General features: G+C 53.9%; 12 protein-coding genes and 1 pseudogene. 12 read left to right on the top strand and 1 reads right to left on the bottom strand.

What is annotated here, in order from left to right; genetic code table 11:
* Positions 1–141 precede the first annotated feature (141 nt).
* Entirely contained in the window at positions 142–1,866 is a 1,725-nt protein-coding gene (locus KO486_RS01575; protein WP_216035474.1) for a hypothetical protein, read from the bottom strand.
* Positions 1,867–2,802: 936 nt separating this feature from the next.
* On the opposite strand from KO486_RS01575, the gene KO486_RS01580 reads away from it, so the two are divergent.
* The 12 genes and pseudogenes from KO486_RS01580 (at position 2,803) to KO486_RS01630 (ending at position 15,810) form a co-directional block, all read left to right on the top strand.
* On the top strand, positions 2,803–3,480 hold the full coding sequence (locus KO486_RS01580) for a hypothetical protein (RefSeq protein ID WP_216035475.1): 678 nt from the start codon (positions 2,803–2,805) through the stop codon (positions 3,478–3,480).
* A 244-nt stretch (positions 3,481–3,724) separates the two neighbouring features.
* Positions 3,725–6,076 (top strand): Mu transposase C-terminal domain-containing protein, encoded by a 2,352-nt coding sequence (locus KO486_RS01585; RefSeq protein ID WP_252734450.1) that lies wholly within the window; start codon positions 3,725–3,727, stop codon positions 6,074–6,076.
* A 2-nt stretch (positions 6,077–6,078) separates the two neighbouring features.
* Positions 6,079–7,041: a TniB family NTP-binding protein gene (locus KO486_RS01590; protein ID WP_216035476.1), complete on the top strand. Its 963-nt coding sequence runs from the start codon at positions 6,079–6,081 to the stop codon at positions 7,039–7,041.
* A 5-nt stretch (positions 7,042–7,046) separates the two neighbouring features.
* Positions 7,047–7,454 (top strand): annotated as a pseudogene (locus tag KO486_RS16395) (TniQ family protein); the annotation flags it as partial.
* 42 nt (positions 7,455–7,496) lie between these two features.
* The gene (locus tag KO486_RS01595; protein WP_252734491.1) at positions 7,497–8,597 is read left to right on the top strand and encodes a hypothetical protein; all 1,101 of its coding nucleotides are present in this window, start codon (positions 7,497–7,499) and stop codon (positions 8,595–8,597) included.
* A gap of 237 nt (positions 8,598–8,834) precedes the next feature.
* Positions 8,835–10,004 (top strand): AGE family epimerase/isomerase, encoded by a 1,170-nt coding sequence (locus KO486_RS01600; protein ID WP_216035478.1) that lies wholly within the window; start codon positions 8,835–8,837, stop codon positions 10,002–10,004.
* 139 nt (positions 10,005–10,143) lie between these two features.
* Positions 10,144–11,067: a lipid A-modifier LpxR family protein gene (locus KO486_RS01605; protein WP_216035479.1), complete on the top strand. Its 924-nt coding sequence runs from the start codon at positions 10,144–10,146 to the stop codon at positions 11,065–11,067.
* 114 nt (positions 11,068–11,181) lie between these two features.
* A complete protein-coding gene (locus KO486_RS01610) occupies positions 11,182–12,246 on the top strand; it encodes a Hint domain-containing protein (protein ID WP_216035480.1) in 1,065 nt (354 codons plus the stop codon).
* A 3-nt stretch (positions 12,247–12,249) separates the two neighbouring features.
* Positions 12,250–12,963, top strand: coding sequence for a M50 family metallopeptidase (locus KO486_RS01615; protein ID WP_216035481.1), 714 nt, complete (start codon positions 12,250–12,252; stop codon positions 12,961–12,963).
* Positions 12,964–13,100: 137 nt separating this feature from the next.
* Entirely contained in the window at positions 13,101–13,721 is a 621-nt protein-coding gene (rpsD, locus tag KO486_RS01620) for a 30S ribosomal protein S4 (RefSeq protein WP_216035482.1), read from the top strand.
* Between the two features lie 92 nt (positions 13,722–13,813).
* A complete protein-coding gene (gene hisC / locus KO486_RS01625) occupies positions 13,814–14,893 on the top strand; it encodes a histidinol-phosphate transaminase (protein WP_216035483.1) in 1,080 nt (359 codons plus the stop codon).
* Positions 14,893–15,810, top strand: coding sequence for a prephenate/arogenate dehydrogenase family protein (locus tag KO486_RS01630; protein ID WP_216035484.1), 918 nt, complete (start codon positions 14,893–14,895; stop codon positions 15,808–15,810). The genes hisC and KO486_RS01630 overlap by 1 nt, the downstream gene beginning before the upstream one ends.
* Positions 15,811–15,815: the final 5 nt, after the last annotated feature.

Here is a 15,815-nt window from a genome sequence, read left to right on the forward strand (position 1 = left end):
CTTGTTTTGGCTGATGGTTTGAGCACGTATTGGACCCTTATTCTGGATGTTGTAGCAGTGGTTTGTTCTATCGTCGTTGTTGATTGGCCGACTTGGCTTCATCACTGACGCGCTGAAAACGCGACTAATGGTGACGAGGTCCTAGCCGGGCGGCCAAGAGATATCCCATACCTTTTCACGATCATAATTTAGTTTTTCTTCCAGTTCGCGCACGGCTCGCAGCGTAGCCTGCCAGTCGTTATACGCGTCACGAAGCTGGCCGTAAGGGCTCACAGGATCGTAACGATTATCTTGAGATTTCTTGAGCTTCTTCTTGATTAGAAGGCGGTCAGGCAGCGCGAACCGTTCGATTTCGCCGATTGGGATCGCGGGACTTCGGTCCCCGATTGCCAACTTCGACCAGGTGTCCTGAACCTTAGATGTCAAAAGATACATGAATAGAATCCTCGGATCGCAATAAGGCGGTGCTTCCTCGCCTGACCTTTGCTTTCGTGCCCTGAAGATCAGGAGTGATTGAGCGGCCCAAAGATCTGTTTGTTCAATATCGTCGTCGGTTATGTAGCATACCCGACCGATCGAGCCACGATGCGCAAATACGACATCATTTCTGCGGAGCTTCTGGGGTTCGAGATTGCTCTCTGTTCCCTTTCTGACTTGAATTTCTCGGTAAGAGCCGGATAGATCACCGCGCTCTGAAATATCGCTTGGCCGAAGTTCTTTTATGGCAAATTCGCCGTTGGGATCCTTTTTCGTTGTTTTGGGCCTGATGATTTTAAACAGCTGAATCAGCTTGTGCTTGGGGGGAGTCCGACTGTTTTTGAAAACAGCTCCAATGCTGTTGCCTCCAGTGGGGCCGACGGCCAGATAGCGGCGCGGGCTTAGCAAGCTGCCAGCGGCTTTTATTTCATCAATAGAAACGGACGTGGATTTCCCAGGGAACACCAGGCCGCTAAATTCAAGGCTGTCAAATTCTGGCTGCGAAGCAGATGATCCCATTCTTATCTGTTCTGACATATCGTCGGACGCGGTTGTTTCGATCGCTATCAAGTGAGGCGAGCTGAGCGATAATTCTGTGATCCGTCTGATGCGCAATTTTTGTAAAAGGTTTTGCCTTGTCCTCAGGCGCGATTGTTTTGGCGAGGTTGCAAAGGTGTGCGAGACTAAGGCTAACGCCTCGGGCTCAGCTAAGCTGAGGTAGTTCATCATGACGCTTTCTAGGTCATATTTTCCGCGATCAACCGCACGGGGCAGGCCGGACTTTCGCACGCTTTTATCAAGCTCCGGTGCATTGGAGGCCGTAAACCCTGTTGGCGGAAACGTCACCTCTAGTTCTGGTGGTTCCGTATCTGGTTCGCCATTAATGAGCGCGTCTGGATTCCAAGGCGGACCTGATTCGACGTAGATTGGCACCTCTAAGAACAATGCTGCCATGGCCATTAAGTAAACTTCTGGTCCAACCCCAGAGAACCTAACCTCAAACTTCATTCTTTGGGCTATTTGCAATTCCCTCGTATGTCGGAGGCAAAGCAGGATCATCTTCGAGAAAGAAAATCTGACGGCTGATTTTTGGGTAGTTAGCCTGAGCAAGGTCTTTTGAAGATCGTCTTCTTTAATTTGCGTATGCCCTATCGCCGCGCCGATAAGTTCATAGGCCTTTTCAAATCGCCCCTCATGTCCGAGGCTTTCTAGGTATCTGACCGTATCTTCTAATGCTCCTCGGGAGGCTGGGTAATAAGGATCAATACCAAGGCGGCCTTCGGTCGACGAAAGCCTGGTTAAGTCGCGATCATCGCTTCTAAAGCGGATCCCAAATTGGAAAAGCCTTGTGAGGCCTTCGACAGTCTTGGTGTCGACTTCCAATGGCATTTCTAAATTCGGCAATGGCCTTCTCCCCGTGTTCGGCACCTTGCCAGAACTCTATGCCGAAAGAAAGGTCAATTGAAGATTGTAAACTATCTATCAGCTGCTGATAGATACGAATCTGTTTTTGCTACGATCCTCGTATTATTCGGTATTTCCGCTTAGATTGAATTCACAAACTAGACGCCACCGCTGCTCAGGTCAGTGAGAAAGGATCGAAGATGCTAAGTGACTCCAAAATGATCAGTGCCAACGGTGCGGTGCATGTTGCACATCCTGCAATCAAGTTGCGCTTCAGCATGATCGAAAAGCACGAATCACGGTCATGCCTTTGCTCTCCGGAGATGCGCTTTTTTCATCCTGGCTCCAAAAGTCGGGTCAAAAATAAATCACGACTATTTCAGTCGGGTAATTTTTCGCACGTTCAGCAGGAGCCATACGAAGGCGATGCTGTTTCCTATTTTGTGGGTGAGATGTCGAGGTGCGCTAATGCAATCCGTTGCGCATATGCGAAAACGCACACTGTGAGAATTATCTAGTGTGTTGAATTTAATAATAAAAATGTTCACGATTGGTGAATGCCGCGCTATCCTATGTACGACCAGAGTATGGACGTCAGACACAAGAAAGGAACGATCATGACCGAACCTTAAAAAAGAAAAATGCGACCTGCGCCAACAGATCGCGATAATTCCTGAAAGACCAAAGTCTTCCTCTAAGCAAGGATTGGGTACCACTTACGTGGGTCCATTTCAAGGACATCGGTTTTTCAAACAATCCTGATCTCGCTCCAAGTCATCTTTTGATGGCAACGGGGGAGGTGCGTCTCGAGCTTAAATCGCCGTCCGTAATGGACGTTATGCGAACCGGTCGAGACCGCCTGACGGGATCTTTCTTTTCCATCCTCGGGGAACCACCCCAACTCAATTGAAAGACAAGAAAATGTCCATCCATTTCCAAACTTGCGGCATCCGCCTTCCTGAAGCCAGCCGTGGCGATCGCAAGACCAAAGTCGGGTCAACACAACATTTTACTGGCGGAGGCGTCTTCGGCGACGACCAGGGTTTCCGCCTTGGTCTTGAGAGCCATCTCGAAAAAAACGCAGCCTTGCTGTTGTCGGCACGTTCTTCAACGCTTGGTCTCCGCGAACAGGTTTCGTTCGATTGGTATGACGAGCATGGTGAGTACCATACGCATTACATCGACCATGTGGCGACGCAGATTGATGGAGATGTTGTTGGCTATGCTGTCCGCCCTATGGAGCGAGAGAACCTCGAGTATCTCGCAAAACTGGCACGTATCAAGGAGCAGGCTATTCAGCAGTGTTTTCTGGATGATTTCGTACTGTTTACGGAACAAGATGTATGTCGGGTTGAGCTGTTCAACGCCGAGCTATTCCATGCCGTACGTCGCCCAGATTGCTTTGCCGATCCCGTCATGCAGGACGTAGCTGCTTCGTCAGTTGGCGTGACGACGATCGATGATTTGGTCAACGAGTCCGGCCTTGACGGTATGGGTTTTCGGGCTGCGGTTCGCTTCATCAAATCCGGCCACCTTCAGATGGTTCGTTACGAACGCATCGAGCGTTCCTCGGAGGTTTTCCGGGCGCGTTCGATCTGATTGCTCTCTTCGAGATCGGCCAACGACAATTGATCAAGGTCGGTCTCATTTCCCAATTTCTAAAATCACTTAGGCGGCCATCGCCTGAGGTGTCTCCAGCTATGTGAATGAAAGTAAGTCTCATGCCATCCATCAAACTCGAGTTTTTTATGAGCTCAGACAGAACTATCGCCGGCTATTGGCTGGCTCCAAACAGTGAAGTCAAAGGAAATGCACAGAAGTTTGCCCGCGCCGAAGTCGATGATTGGGTCTTAGATCTGAAGGCATCTCAGCCGGTAAATTCCTATGCCAAGACATCACTAAAACTACCTCGGTGCCTTTTACGGCGTCCATACTCCGCGGCGCTCAGCCGTCCAACCTCCTGAAAGGAATTATCATGGATCTCTCAATCACAAATCAGTTTTCGCAAAACGCCCGTTTGGTCATCAGCAAATTTGACCGAGTAACAATCGAAGGTGTTAGCTACCGCCTGCACCAAGAAACCGAAGTTGGTTTCGTCTTCCTTCGCGACGATGAAACGCAATTGGCGTGCCAGTTTACGCATGAAGACATGCTGCGTTTGGGCAATGCGCATCGAATCCGTGTGGAGCGGGGGTACTTTGATCCAGAGTTTGCGGCGAAACGTCAGTTGCATGCCAGCACCGCCTACGGTGGCCTAACTGCAGGCGTGAAGACACGAATGAGCAAGAGAGAGGCCTACGCCCAAGCGGCATTCGAGTTGCGCAGCGAAGGGAAGATGAAATTTACAGACGAGTCCATCAAGGCGAATACTGAAGCGTTGATGGGTCGGGCGGTAAAATTGGCCGACAATCTCAATTCCCAGGGGAAGGACGAGCTGACCAAAACGGAAGACTTTGGTGAGCCACCGGCTCCTCGGACATTACGACGATGGTTGGCCGCAATGAATGAATTTGGTCGAAGCGGTCTGGTCGATCGGATCGATAGCCGTGGGAACCGGTCGAGCAACCTAGGCCCGGAAGCGTTGGGTCTTATGATGAAAGAAGTGCGTAAGTACCTTTCGCCCGAGAAGCCTTCGATCAAACTCGTCCATGAAGACGTTATGCTGAGCTTCGAGAAACGCAATGAGGAGCGGAAAGCAAACGGTCAGCAATCGCTGACCATCCCGAGCCGTGAAACCGTGCGCCGCTCGATCCGAGCTCTTGATCCCTATCAGGTTGAGCTGGCACGCAACGGCGAAGCAGCCGCGCGCAAGAAATTCCGACCTGTACTGAACGGTATCTCGGTGACGCGCCCGCTGGAACGGGTCGAAATCGACGAATGGACTGTCGATGTCATGACCTTCCTGGAGAGCACGGGCATGTATGCCCTTATGTCCGATGAGGATAAGCGGTCACTTGGGCTGTTTCTCAAAGGCGACGAAGATGACGAAGATGGTGGCGGCAAAAAGAAGAAAAAGAATCTTGGAAGATGGACATTAACCGCCGCAATCTGCTGTGCCACACGTTGTATCGTAGGGATGGTCTTGAGCCCCAATCCTGGGAGTGAGGCGGCGGTTCAACTGCTGCAGATGATCACGACCAATAAGGGCGCGTGGAGTGATGCAGTTGGGGCGCTTACACCCTGGGACATGCACGGTACGCCAGAACTGATTGTCTTCGACGGCGGCGCGGCTTTTAAATCGCAGCGGTTTCGTATGGCCGTCAATGATCTTGGTGTCATGTGGGAAATGGCAATGAATGGGGTCCCAGAGAACAGAGGCACCATCGAGCGAGTGTTCGGGACTTTTGCGACTGACTTTGCGCCACGTCTGTCGGGCCATACTTTCAATAGTATTGTGGAAAAAGGCGATGCCGACCCTGAGGCTCGCGCTGCCTTGAACCTGGATGATTTCACCTTCGCGTTGATCCGTTGGGTGACCGACATCTATCACAACACGCCGCACGGCGGTTTGAATGGCGAAACGCCTGTAAAGGCATGGCGCCGTCTGTCTCAGGAATACGGGGTGCCATCATCGCCTGATATGGAAATGATGCGCCTGTGTTTTGGTCAAGAGCGACAGTACGTTCTGGACAAGGAAGGGATCACCATTCTTGGTGTTCGCTACCAGTCAGATGCCTTGCAAGAGTACAGGCGCCGGAAAGACCCGCATGAGGTCGATGTACGTTGGCATCCTAAAGACATTGGTACGATTTCGGTACGGATCGGAAAGGCTTGGTTTGAGATTCCGGCCTTGGACAGCTCCCTCGATGGAGTTGCTGCACAGACCTGGCTGACTGCGGTCCGTCAAACAAGAGCGGCGAATCCAAAGGTGGACCGTCTGGACAATGTTGCTGTCCGTGAGGCTATCAAGGCGATCGCTGCACGCAATGAGCAGGCAAAGCTGGCTTCCAGCCTCAACCTTCAGGATTGGTCCGAAGAGCGAATGGCACTGGCAGAAAAGAATCTGCTGGCGGGCATCGAGTTCTATGAGCGCAAAGAGCCCACGCAACAGAAGGGCACCTTGGGTCACGAAATCCCGAGCGTCGAGGAACTGACGGGTGCGCCGATGGAGACTCGCCCTGCCAAGAAGGGCAAGTCCGTCGTGTCGTCTGATCTGCCAAAGAAACCATCCAACGTTACAGTCGAGGAGGACTAATCATGAAGGATTTCGTATCAAGAGAAGCGGCATTGGATGCTGTTCGCGACCTCCACATTGGGCTTGATTTGGACGCTGAAGCGGCCATGCATACCAAGCGCCTATTGCAACGTGATGGTGAGCGAAATCTTCTCCCCAAAGCGCGGCGTTTAACGAGGACTGGGGAGACCCGAGGGATGATGCTGGTGGGTGCGCCCGGCAGTGGTAAATCTCATCTCATGGACCGGACGCTCGGCAAGATGGGCCAAGTGTTGGAAGGTACTGCTGACGCGCGCCCCCTGATTGCGTGCCCAGTGCCAAGCCCTGCGACCTTTAAAAGCATGACATTGGCATTGCTGGAGGAGTCTGGGTTTGAAGACGCAAACCCGCGCCAAGAGGCCTGGTCCCTTTGGCAAATGTTCCGCCATAGGATCGGCTTGCTGGGCACCGCTGTGGTCTGGATCGATGAGGCACAGGATCTCTTCTGCGCTGATCGCAAACTGATCTTGCGTGCTCTGAAATCGCTTATGCAGGGAGACAATGCAGTTGCCGTCATTTTGTCTGGCACTGAAGATTTGGCCGATGTCATCCGTTCCGACGCGCAGGTAAAGCGCCGCTTTACGGCAATGGTGCTGCCTGAGTTGGTCGAAGCCGTTCATGGAGATATGTACTGCACGATCATGACTGACTATTGCGGTCGGGTTGGATTGGAGCCCCCGGTTGAGGCGGATTTGATCGGTCGCATCTTCCATGGTGCGCGGTATCGCTTTGGCCGTGCCATTGAGCTTTTGTTATTGGCTATGGAGTTCGCGATCGAGCAAGATGATGATTGTCTGACCATCGACCACTTCGCTTCAGCCTATGCGATGAACGAGGCCTGTCCGTCATCGGAAAACGTCTTCTATGTAGACATCTATCATGTCTTGGATCCCGATGCCGAGGATGATGCACTGGCATCGCGATCGCGTCGGAAACGGAGAGGGTGAGCGCCATGTCAGCCTTATTTCCTCGTCTTCCGTTTCAGCATGATGAAACGCCCATGTCTTGGGCAGCACGGCTAGCGGCCTTCCATACGGGAGGCCGCGTACTGCCGTTTCTGAATACTGTTAGAATTCCAGCGGCGGATCTCGCCTGTGGTAAACCCGAGGCCGTCGAACGGCTTTGTATGATCGCCGGTCAGGACCTCGAACCAGTATCTGATAATACGATAATGGCCTTGGGCAACCGTCGATACAGTCTTCGCGGATGCGAGTTCTCGGCGGAGCTAACCACCGGTGTCGTGACACGGTTCTGCCCGCTGTGCCTGAGCGAAGACCAAGCTGGGCAGGCTTGGCCGAAAGCAGCAATGCGGCATCGGTTGCTTTGGCGGCTAGCGCCTGTGCGCACGTGCAGGAAGCACCAAATCCCCTTGACCCAAGTTCGGGCAGGCAAGTGGACTGATATGCTTCACGAGGTTCAAACAATAAGTGAGGCAGTTTCTGCGGCACGCGTTTCTGAGCCTAACCTTGTTCGGCGGGATCCATCGCCGCTGCAGGAGTATGTCGAGGGACGTCTTGAAGGTGAGCCCGGACCGGCTTGGTTAGACGGGCAGGGCATTGATCAAGCCTGCCGTGCCGCAGAAATGCTCGGAGGTCTTATGACTTTTGGTTCAGATCAAAAGGCGGCTGAAATGACAGAGGATATGTGGGACGCGGCTGGACGTGCTGCATGGCCCATTGTTTGCGACGGGGATGCTACAATCCGTGATTTTCTTCGCACACAGCTCCTGACGGCGGTCAATATAAGCGGTCACCCCAGCCCGAGGAACTCCCTCGGCATGCTCTATGGCTGCTTGTTCGCCAGTCGACTGTCAAAAGACCCAGGACCTATTCGTGACATCGTGCGCGACGTTATCATCGACAATGTGCCATTGGTGCCGGGGCAGATGCTTTTGGGGGAGCAGATCACGACACCACGCTTGGCTAGCATCACGTCAATTGCGAGCGCTGAGCATCTTCATCCAAAAACGCTGACGAATATCTTGAAATTGGCAGGAGTGATTGATGAAACGGAACCGCTGAAAGGCGCTTGCAATGTCGTTGCTGATTACGCTTTGGCGAAGCCCCTCATTGAACGGGCGCAGCATGCGACACCGGTAACGCGTGTCCCGGATATGTTGTCCGCATCGCGACCGATGGTTGCTGCGCTGATCGAGCTGGGGCAGCTGCGCAGGATACAGGATCATGATGAGCTCAAAAGTAAGGTCGGGAAATCAATCGACGGCCGATCGATCCAGGAAGTTTTGAAGTTCATCGAAGGGCAGTTTGAAGTCGTGAAAGAGGTGCCGGTAGGGCATGTGCATTTGGCAAAGGCGGCCGAGAAAACCAAGGTCACGTTGTTGGCAATATTGGAACTGTTGTTTGGGCTGCATCTCAAAGACGCATGCAGGCTGAAGGATCATCATGGGTTTGAAGCGGTGATGGTATCATCGATAGAGATCATGAAATGCATCGAAGATCCGCCGAATAACGCCTCCGATGAGATTCGTTTTTGGATGCCGTGACACCTAGTATCTAAAGGAATTCACATAAATCTCTGAAAATGCTGCCCTCGGGTGGCATTTTTTTTAATTTTTCGATGGCCATTTGATCTGTGCAAATGGTCATTTTGGCCGCCGAGTGTGTGGCTAGGTCCAATAAAATAAGGGGGTGTAAATCACATAGTGGCCAAGTTACACTATGTTCGGACATTGAAACATGTGGTGTTTCAACGACCCAATGAACCCAAGAAGAGATTTAGCATGACGAAAGACGCGCAAGAGTGGTCACAGTGGTTTTGGGGGCCATTCTTGTCGGATTGGCTGGCGCGTGTTCAGGACGGCGAGAATGGCGTCTTTGATGCGCTTGATGTGGATGGCAATCCTGACCTAACATCTGGCAAGACGCTTTTGGCGCAAGCGAGAACGTTGTTTACGATTGCGCATATCGCACTGGCGTCCGGCGATCCCGCGCACGTTGAAGCGGCGCGAAAGCAGGCGGAATTTGTTAAGTCGTTCCAAAAGGCCAAAGGGCTTTATCGCTGTAAATCGATGCGCGACGGCACGGCGACAGGGCGCAAAGACGGTGAAATTGCCCGCAGCTACGATCAGACCTTTGTAGTTTTAGGGTTCGTGACGTGGAATAAGGTCGCACAGTCTGCCGACGTGAGCATCTTGATTGAGGAGTGTTGGGGCGCGCTGAAGACCCACCTGACGGACCCTGATACGGGGCTCTTGCGAAATGACGATAGTGGCGCGGATACAGGACCCGCGCAAAACCCGCACATGCACCTTTATGAAGCGTGCCTTCAAGGGTTCCGCATGACGAATGACGCGATCTGGCTAGAACGCGCGGCGGATTTGCGGGCCGTTGGGTTGCAGTACTTTATGGATGACAACAGCGGCAGCATTGCCGAGTTTCTGACGCCTGATTTGCAACCGTTGGCGGGCGGCGATGGTCAGCGCCGCGAGGTGGGGCATCAGTGTGAATGGGCGTGGCTCTTGTTGGAAGAGGCCGAGCTCGCCAAGACAACAACCCCGATTGATCCGGCGGGTCGTTTGGTAACATTCGCCGACGACTGTGGGTTTGCCAGCAAAGGACTGTTCGAAGGGGCGGTCTATGATGCGGTGTCATCGGCTGGGGATGTTGTTGAAAACAGTTTCCTGTTGTGGCCACAAACCGAGGCCATCAAGATTTTGACGACCCGACACAGGGCCGGAGATCCGTCTGCGGGTGAGAGAGCGCAGCGCCTAATGTGCTTGATGTTTGAACGTTGGTTCGTGGGCCATACGTGTTTCGTCAATCAACTTGACGCAGAGGGTGCAGTTATTTGGGACGAAGGGCTGACGCGCCTGATGTATCACCTTGTTATCGCCATGAGCGAAGGTGCGCGGGCGGGTCTTTGGGCGGATATGCCTAAAGCGCAAGGGTGAAGCGCCTAACGTGATCGGGGGGCGGGCCCGATTGGCCACACTCTTGCCGAATTCGGTGGCTATGTGGGTCGTCAAAGGAGGGTGCGTTGGCTTATAGGTCGGCGGATCGTCACGCAGAACACATAAGTTGGGGAACAAGATGCGTCTATTTTCAGTTATTTGCGCTGGGCTTTGTGCAGGGCTATTGAGCGCTGCACCTGCGCACGCGCAGGACCGTGAAACGCTTGGGTTTGGCCGTCTTCTGACCAACGATTTCTTTGGCGACAACGAGGACCGCTGGCGGTCCGGGTCCTATTCCTATTCCTTCGTGCGCGGCTACGGCTGGAACGGCGAGCTGCCAACCACACCGGGTGCGATCCTTGAATATCGACTGCGTTCCGAGATCATTGCACCATCCGCTCTGAACGGATCTGGGTCGAATGACCGTGCCTATGTTGGGGCGTTGTCTGCGGGGGTGCATACGCATTTCGCACGCGGTGGCGCGGATGTTACGGCGGGCGTTGATCTTGTTGCGGTCGGGCCACAAACCGGAATGGCGAACATGCAAGACTGGTTCCACGACATTGTAAGTGCACCGAATATTTCTAATTCAGTCGAGGCCAATCAGGTGGCAAACGCCGTCTATCCAACTGCTTTGGCGGACGTGTCTTATCCGGTCATGATCGGAGAACGGACACAGTTGCGGCCTTTCATCCAGACCCAATACGGCGTTGAAGACTTCGTGCGTGTCGGTGCGGATGTGTTGATCGGTGAAGTGTTGCACAATGACCTTTGGGTGCGCGACAGCGCGACGGGTCACTTATATAGCGGGATCGAAGAAGGCTCTGCCGGAAACGGATTGGTGCTGGGTGCGGATTATGCGATCATTGGTGACAGTGCCTATTTCCCTGCAAGTTTCGGAACTGTTGCAGAAGATGAACGCTTTCGCGCACGGGCAGGGATGCATTGGCGTCTTGGGCCCGGCATCTCTTATTTTTATGGCCTAACGTATCTTGGCGAAGAGTATGTTGGCCAGCCTGAGGGCCAGTTCATCGGATCACTGAAGCTTAATTTCAACTTCTAAACAAAAAGTTAACGGCAATCCTTAAAGTGGCTTGATCGGCTCGATTCACCTCTGTTAACGTCAATGTCAGAACCCTGCACAAAGAGGCGGGGCAAGACAGAGGCAGTTACGGGCATGAAAACGGGCTTTAAGGGCACGTTCGTCATTTCCTGGTCACAAACGGAACTCGATGGGTTCTGGTCGGCACCGCTTGAAAACTTGCGGGTCGGGACAGCGTGGTCGTGGACAGGCGAAGCGGTGCGGGTGGACGGACCCGCAGATATTCTACCATTGGGTGACGCCGCTGGCGAAGCCGATATTCGGGCGCGGGCTGCAATGTCTGTACGCCGATTGCTGCGCGCCGTTGAGGTCAACACGTCCCGCCTTGATTTGGTTGAGGTAGAAGCCCCGCATTTTGAACAGAGTTTTACGGTCACCGACGGGCGTGAGACGTGGACGATCACCTTGATCGAAGGCGCTGTGCCGTCCGCTCGCCTGTGCATGTTTATCGGTGAAATCCCGCCACGCACCGCCGATCTTTGGATTGTCAATCACACGGTTGATCTGAAATCCCGTGACCAGAACGATGATCCCGCCGGCGGTGTGATCTGTTTTACACCCGGCACCATGATCCAAACCGAAAATGGTTTGATGCGGGTTGAAGAGATCAATGAAGGCGTGCGCGTTCAAACCAAAGACAACGGGTGCCAAGAAGTGTTGTGGACAGGGGCGCGGCGCGTCACTGGTGCGCGGCTTTATGCGATGCCGCATCTGTGTCCGATCCGATTGCGGGCGGGATCACTGGATGACGATGTGCCGGATGCTGGCCTTTTGGTCAGCCCCGATCACCGTGTCATGGTCAAAGGCGCGCGGGCGCGAGCTTTGTTTAATACCGACGAAGTCTTGGTGGCGGCACGTGATTTGGTGAATGATCAGTCCATCTATGTTGATCGCTCGCTGCGGCAGGTCGAATACATCCACATGCTCTTGCCGAGCCATGAGGTGATGTTTGCCAACGGTGTCGAAAGCGAGAGCTTCCACCCTGCAAGTGCGGGCCTTGAGACCCTTGATGATCATGACCGCGCACGCCTGTTCGCGCAGGTTCCCGAGATTGCGGCAGACGTTAACGCCTATGGCGCCTACGCACGCCGTGTCGTTTCGGCATCTGAAGCTGCGATTTTGCGTCACGACGCGGCCTAAGCGATGCGGCTACTCGCCAGCTTCGTGAAAGGTCACTGGCAATTGCTGGTCTTGGCCGCACTTCTATTTGCGTTTTGGGACACGGACGTCGTTTGGCCCTTGCGGGTAATGATCGTACTATTTCACGAGTTATCCCATGCTGGCGTAGCACTTTTGACGGGCGGTGAGGTTCTGGAGTTGACCATAAACCGGCGCGAAGGTGGTCAGGTCTGGTTTCGAGGCGGAAGCTATATCTGGACAGCAATGGCTGGATATCTTGGATCACTCTTCATCGGTGTGTTCTTATTCCTGATAGGGGTACATACCCGATTGGATAGATATGTGACGGTAGGGCTTGGGCTGATTATTCTGCTAACAACCATCCTTTTCGTTCGCGAATGGTTCGCGATTGCCTTCATGACCGTAACAGCCGTTGTCTTAATCGCGATAGGCTGGAAGCTGCCCCGTGAAGTATCTGATCTGTTTTTGCGGCTTATTGGGCTCGTTAGTATGCTTTACGTTCCTTGGGACATCGCCGTTGATACGATCTTCACGCGCAACCGTACGTCCTTAATGGCTACGGATGCTCAGGCGATTGCCTATCAACTCGGCCTGACGGAAAAGATCGTGGGAGTGGTTTGGGTTATTGTTGCTTTGACTGTGACGGCTCTGACACTGCGGTTTGCATTGCGATCGCCTAGCAACTTGAGCTTCCAGACCTCGTCAGATTTGCGTTGACTCATGATTGGCTCGCGCGTAGAGGGGCCGTTCATTGGTGTTGGTGGTTCCCGCAAGGGAGTGCCTGTCGGGCTTCGGCCAGAGGACAACGCCCTTCATAGCCCGCATTGGGCGCTCTAATCGAAGGAGATCAGCGTATGACTAAACGTACCGCTGCCAAGTACAAAATTGACCGCCGGATGGGTGAAAACATCTGGGGTCGTCCGAAATCCCCTGTTAACCGTCGTGAATATGGCCCCGGCCAGCACGGTCAGCGCCGTAAGGGCAAATTGTCTGACTTCGGTATGCAGCTGCGCGCCAAGCAGAAGCTGAAAGGCTACTACGGCGACCTGACAGAGAAACAGTTCCGCCGCATCTTTACAGAAGCTGAGCGTGTAAAAGGCGATACAGGTGAAAACCTTATTGGTTTGCTTGAGCGTCGTTTGGACGCTGTTGTGTACCGCGCCAAGTTCGTACCGACTGTTTTCGCAGCACGTCAGTTCGTGAACCACGGCCACGTTCGTGTGAACGGCAAAAAGGTAAACATCCCTTCTTACCGCGTTAAAGAAGGCGACGTGATCGAGATTCGCGACCGTTCCAAGCAGAACGTTGCAGTGATCGATGCAGTTGCACTGACAGAGCGTGACGTTCCTGACTACATGGACGTTGACCATAACAAAATGACAGCGACATTCGTGCGCACTCCAGGTCTGGGTGACGTACCGTATCCGGTCATGATGGAACCAAACCTCGTCATCGAATATTACGCTCAGAACTAAGTCTGGGCAGGGCGCTTTCGCGCCGTTAAAGATAGGGCCTGCCACCTTGCGTGTGGCGGGCCTTTTTTGTTTTACGACCCAAAGGAAAGATCATGGCGATCACACCACAACCCGGCATCATGGACATTGACCTTTATGTTGGCGGCAAAAGCCATGTGGACGGGCTCAGCAATGTGCTGAAGCTGTCCTCAAACGAGAACCCTTTGGGGTCTTCTGATGCTGCCAAAGACGCCGTGGTGCGGGCGTCGCATACAATGAACAGATACCCTTCGTCCGATCACGCGTCCTTGCGCGAAGCAATCGGGGATGTTTGGGGCCTAGATCCAGAGCGCATCATTTGTGGCGCGGGGTCCGACGAGATTATCGCGTTCCTGTGTCAGGCCTATGCAGGGCAGGGCGATGAAGTTATCTACACCGAGCACGGGTTTGCGATGTATCGTATCGGCGCATTGGCCGTTGGGGCGACACCTGTTGAGGTTGCCGAGCGGGAACGGGTTGTCGACGTCGATGCTATTCTGGCCGCCTGCACGAAGAAGACCAAGCTGGTGTTCATCGCCAATCCGGCAAACCCAACAGGCACGATGATCGGTGAAGCAGATGCCACACGTCTGGCCGAAGGTCTGCCTGAACAGGCCATTCTAGTGTTGGATGGGGCCTATGCCGAATATGTCGACGGTTATGATGCTGGAAAACAGTTGGTTGAAAGCCGCGACAATGTTGTGATGACCCGCACGTTCTCCAAGATTTACGGGCTGGGCGGGCTGCGGGTTGGCTATGGCTATGCGCCAAAACCGATCCTTGATGTCTTGAACCGCATTCGTGGGCCATTCAATGTGTCTTCCGTTGGTTTGGTCGCGGCAGAAGCTGCTGTGCGCGATACCGCCCACACCGAAAAGTGCCGCGCGGAGAATGCCAAGCAGCGTGAATGGATGGCGGGAGCACTGGCCGAAATGGGGTTGCCGTCGGATACGTCCACGGCGAACTTTATTCTGGTGCGGTTCCCATCTGCGGATGAAGCCAAAGCCTGTCACGATGCGTTGGCCAATCAGGGCATCCTTTTGCGCTACGTTGCCAATTACGGACTGCCAAACTGTATCCGGATCACCGTCGGTGATGAGGCGTCCTGCCGCCGTGTCGTCCACGCGATTGGGCAATTCAAGGGAGCATCCTAATGGCTGTTATGTATGACCGTGTTGCGCTGATCGGGCTTGGCCTGATCGCATCATCGATGTTTTGGGCCATGAAACGCGCTGATTTGGCGGGCGAAGTTGTTGGCTATGCCCGTTCAGAAGAAACGCGTTCTACCGCCCGTAAGATCGGGTTGTGCGACCGTATCTGTGACAGCGCGGTTGAAGCCGTTGAAGGCGCTGATTTGGTGATCCTCTGTGTGCCGGTTGGTGCAATGGACAGTGTCGCCGCTGAAATTGCGCCGCACCTTAAGGCGGGCGCTGTTGTGTCTGATGTGGGGTCTGTGAAGCGGGCGGTGATCGATGCGATTGGTCCGCATATTCCAGACGGTGTGCATTTTGTTCCGGCGCACCCGCTTGCGGGGACGGAACAATCAGGGCCAGAATCCGGCTTTGCGGAACTGTTCGATAACCGCTGGTGCCTGCTGACGCCCAATGGGGCTGACGCGGCTGAAACAGCGAAGTTGCGTAAATTTTGGGAGGCCTTGGGTTCTAAAGTCGACGAAATGGAAGCCGATCACCATGATCTGGTGTTGGCCGTCACATCGCACACGCCGCACTTGATTGCGTACACGATGGTTGGCGTGGCCGATGACTTGGGCCGCGTGACGGACACTGAAGTCGTCAATTTCTCGGCCGCGGGGTTTCGGGATTTCACGCGGATCGCGGCGTCCGACCCGACGATGTGGCGCGACGTGTTCTTGAACAACAAGGACGCGACGCTGGAAATTCTGGGCCGTTTCACCGAAGAATTGTTCGCTTTGCAGCGGGCGATCCGACAAGGCGATGGCGACCATCTTCACGACTATTTCACCCGCACCCGCGCGGTGCGTCGCGGGATTATTGATGCAGGGCAGGACACGGACGAAGCGAACTTCGGCCGTTATCCGTCGAAATCATGAGGGCG

Origin of the sequence: Octadecabacter sp. B2R22 (assembly GCF_018861045.1) — a bacterium.
In the GTDB taxonomy this organism is placed as follows: Bacteria; Pseudomonadota; Alphaproteobacteria; order Rhodobacterales; family Rhodobacteraceae; genus Octadecabacter.

Bases quoted from the DNA above. Each gene is read 5' to 3' on its own strand.
- KO486_RS01575 (WP_216035474.1), bottom strand. From the start codon at position 1,866: ATGCCATTGGAAGTCGACACCAAGACTGTCGAAGGCCTCACAAGGCTT.
- KO486_RS01580 (WP_216035475.1), top strand. From the start codon at position 2,803: ATGTCCATCCATTTCCAAACTTGCGGCATCCGCCTTCCTGAAGCCAGC.
- KO486_RS01590 (WP_216035476.1), top strand. From the start codon at position 6,079: ATGAAGGATTTCGTATCAAGAGAAGCGGCATTGGATGCTGTTCGCGAC.
- KO486_RS01595 (WP_252734491.1), top strand. From the start codon at position 7,497: ATGCTTCACGAGGTTCAAACAATAAGTGAGGCAGTTTCTGCGGCACGC.
- KO486_RS01600 (WP_216035478.1), top strand. From the start codon at position 8,835: ATGACGAAAGACGCGCAAGAGTGGTCACAGTGGTTTTGGGGGCCATTC.
- KO486_RS01605 (WP_216035479.1), top strand. From the start codon at position 10,144: ATGCGTCTATTTTCAGTTATTTGCGCTGGGCTTTGTGCAGGGCTATTG.
- KO486_RS01610 (WP_216035480.1), top strand. From the start codon at position 11,182: ATGAAAACGGGCTTTAAGGGCACGTTCGTCATTTCCTGGTCACAAACG.
- KO486_RS01615 (WP_216035481.1), top strand. From the start codon at position 12,250: ATGCGGCTACTCGCCAGCTTCGTGAAAGGTCACTGGCAATTGCTGGTC.
- rpsD (WP_216035482.1), top strand. From the start codon at position 13,101: ATGACTAAACGTACCGCTGCCAAGTACAAAATTGACCGCCGGATGGGT.
- hisC (WP_216035483.1), top strand. From the start codon at position 13,814: ATGGCGATCACACCACAACCCGGCATCATGGACATTGACCTTTATGTT.
- KO486_RS01630 (WP_216035484.1), top strand. From the start codon at position 14,893: ATGGCTGTTATGTATGACCGTGTTGCGCTGATCGGGCTTGGCCTGATC.